At 52.2% G+C, this 2,631-nt stretch carries 6 protein-coding genes and 1 tRNA gene; all 7 read right to left on the bottom strand.

All coding sequences use genetic code 11. The annotated features are described in order from the left end of the window. Window positions 1-105: 105 nt before the first annotated feature. The gene (gene rplA / locus WC859_09920; GenBank protein ID MFA5976462.1) at window positions 106-798 is read right to left on the bottom strand and encodes a 50S ribosomal protein L1; all 693 of its coding nucleotides are present in this window, start codon (window positions 796-798) and stop codon (window positions 106-108) included. A gap of 10 nt (window positions 799-808) precedes the next feature. Next, on the bottom strand, window positions 809-1,240 hold the full coding sequence (rplK, locus tag WC859_09925) for a 50S ribosomal protein L11 (protein MFA5976463.1): 432 nt from the start codon (window positions 1,238-1,240) through the stop codon (window positions 809-811). A 90-nt stretch (window positions 1,241-1,330) separates the two neighbouring features. Continuing rightward, window positions 1,331-1,864 (bottom strand): transcription termination/antitermination protein NusG, encoded by a 534-nt coding sequence (gene nusG, locus WC859_09930; GenBank protein ID MFA5976464.1) that lies wholly within the window; start codon window positions 1,862-1,864, stop codon window positions 1,331-1,333. Between the two features lie 5 nt (window positions 1,865-1,869). Then, a complete protein-coding gene (gene secE / locus WC859_09935; GenBank protein MFA5976465.1) occupies window positions 1,870-2,061 on the bottom strand; it encodes a preprotein translocase subunit SecE in 192 nt (63 codons plus the stop codon). Window positions 2,062-2,081: 20 nt separating this feature from the next. Further along, window positions 2,082-2,153 (bottom strand) — tRNA-Trp (locus WC859_09940). 162 nt (window positions 2,154-2,315) lie between these two features. Continuing rightward, complete coding sequence (gene rpmG / locus WC859_09945) at window positions 2,316-2,474, bottom strand: 50S ribosomal protein L33 (GenBank protein MFA5976466.1); 159 nt, start codon at window positions 2,472-2,474, stop codon at window positions 2,316-2,318. A 9-nt stretch (window positions 2,475-2,483) separates the two neighbouring features. Continuing rightward, window positions 2,484-2,631 (bottom strand): elongation factor Tu (gene tuf, locus WC859_09950; protein MFA5976467.1); only part of this gene is annotated, 148 nt, incomplete at its 5' end.

Below are 2,631 nucleotides of genomic sequence, written 5' to 3' on the forward strand. Positions count from 1 at the left end.
ATATTGGAAAGGAAAGCTCCGAGCAGGAAGAATCGAAAGGATTTTTGGCCCAAGGCCGCGCCCACGCGCTTCAAGGGACGTAGCGTCAGGTCTTCCGGGAACAATCTACTCGAATTTTTGGGAAAGGTCGAGGGAAATGCCGGGCCCCATGGTGGCAGCCAAGGTCATGCTTTGAAGGTATTGGCCTTTGGACGCGGCGGGTTTGGCCATAACCAGGGCATGAATGATGGCTTTCGTATTTTCAGCGATCTTCTCAGGTGAAAAACTGGCTTTGCCAACCACCGTGTGGATGATCCCGGCTGGATCCAACTTGAACTCAATACGACCCGCCTTCAACTCTTTGACCGCACGCGCGATGTCAAAGGTCACTGTTCCAGCCTTCGGATTGGGCATCAGCCCCTTCGGGCCCAGCACCTTTCCGAGTTTCGAAAGATCTTTCATCGCATCCGGGGTCGCCACGATCACGTCAAAATCAAGCCAGCCTTTAGAAATTTTCTCAATGATATCGGCGTCCCCGAAAGCGTCGGCGTCGGCCTGCTCCGCTTCCTTGAGTTTTTCACCCTTGGCAACCACGACGACGCGCTTGCTTTGTCCTGTCCCATGCGGCAAAACCACCGTGCCACGGACATTCTGGTCCGACTGTTTCGGATCCACACCGAGTTTCACATGCAATTCGATGCTTTCATCAAATTTAGCGGTTGCCGTCTTCTTGACCAAGTCGGCGGCCTCATGGATCGCATACTTTTTGGCAGGATCAACAATTTTTCCCTTCTCTAAGGCTGCGAGTCGTTTCCCCATAAAAATTTCCTTATTCTGTAATCTCAATGCCCATGCTTCGGGCGGTACCGGCCACCATTCGAACAGCGGCATCCAGGCTATTGGCATTTAAATCCGGCATTTTTTGTTTGGCGACTTCCTCCGCTTGTTTCCGTGTGATCTTGGCCACCTTATTGCGGTTCGGTTCACCCGAACCCTTGGCCAGACCCGCCGCCTTCTTCAGAAGCGCAGAAACCGGGGGCATCTTGGTGATAAACGTAAAGGTCCGGTCTTCGAATATCGTAATGACCGCCGGGATGACCATCCCGGGCTCATTGCTCTTCGTGCGCTCGTTAAACTGCTTGCAAAAATCCATGATATTGACGCCGTGCTGGCCCAGCGCAGGGCCGACCGGCGGCGCCGGATTGGCGGCACCGGCTGGAATTTGCAATTTAATTTGCGTTTTAACTTTTTTTGGAGGCATAAACAATTCCTTCGATTGTAGGGGTCGACCGCTGTCGACCCGTCATTAAATGCGATTCAAACACGGGCGCACAGCGGTGCGCCCCTACGATTACAATTTTTCTACCTGTAGAAAATCCAGTTCCACAGGCGTCGGGCGACCGAAGATGGATACCATCACCTTCAGTTTGCCGCGCTCTTCATTCACCTCTTCCACAACACCGATGAAGTGGCGGAAAGGACCATCGATGATCCGGACGTTCTCTTCTTTGTTAAAGGTGACGGCCGGCCGTGGTTTCTGCTGGGGTTGAGCCGTCGTCAGATCCAATAGATTCTTGACCTCCGCCTCCGGCAAAGCAATGGGCATGTTCCCACCCAAAAAACCGGAGACTCCCGGGGTATTCCGAATGGTCCAATAGGTCTCATTATCCACCAGCATGTCCACGATGACATAGCCGGGGAAAAATTTGCGTTTCTTGACCTGCTTGCGGTTCCGTTTAATTTCCATCACTTCTTCGGTCGGTATGAGGACTTTGTGGATTTTGCTCTGGAGGCCGATATTCTCGATCGTCTTCTCCAAAGAAGCCTTCACGCGATCCTCATGTCCCGAATAGGTGTGAATCACATACCATGCTCGTTCAGCCATCGTATTTATCCAATCCTGAAGAGAATTCCAGCTACAAACAACAACACTCGATCAATCAAAGCGACGTAAACCGCCACCAACACCGTTAAGATGATTACGACGACGGTTGACGCCAGCATTTGTTGACGAGTGAGCCACGTCGCGAGTTTTAACTCGTGATACGCTTCCTGTAGAAACCGCGTGAATTGATCGAACATTAAAACTCACCTTAAAGGAACGGGGGAAGAGGGACTCGAACCCCCAGTCACGGTTTTGGAGACCGTTGGTTTACCGGTTAACCGATTCCCCCACAAAAAAACGGCCTCTCGCGTTCGAGAGGCATCGAAATCCTAGCAAAAGGACGCGTTGGAATACAAGGGAGATGTAGGGGCGCACAGCTGTGCGCCCACCATTGCAAAAACATGCAATGGCATCCAAGATCGGGCGGACAGCGGTCCGCCCCGGCGATTCCTTAGGAGGATTTCATTTCCTTATGAACGGTATGTTTCGCACAGGCCCGGCAAAATTTCTTTACTTCCACCTTGTAATCTTTCCGTTTGCCGCGGGAGTGGGAGTAATTCTTATTCTTGCAGTCCGTACAAGCCAAAATAATCGTAATGCGTTCAGCCATAGAATTCCTTTAGGCGATCACTTCCGAGACGACACCGGCGCCCACCGTATGGCCGCCCTCACGGATCGCAAACCGCACACCCTTCTCCATCGCGATCGGCGTGATCAGTTCCGCCTCAAACTCAATGTTGTCCCCAGGCATCACCATCTCCACCCCG

The sequence above is a fragment of the Elusimicrobiota bacterium genome (assembly GCA_041660185.1).
In the GTDB taxonomy this organism is placed as follows: domain Bacteria; phylum Elusimicrobiota; class Elusimicrobia; order 2-01-FULL-59-12; family 2-01-FULL-59-12; genus JBAZWU01.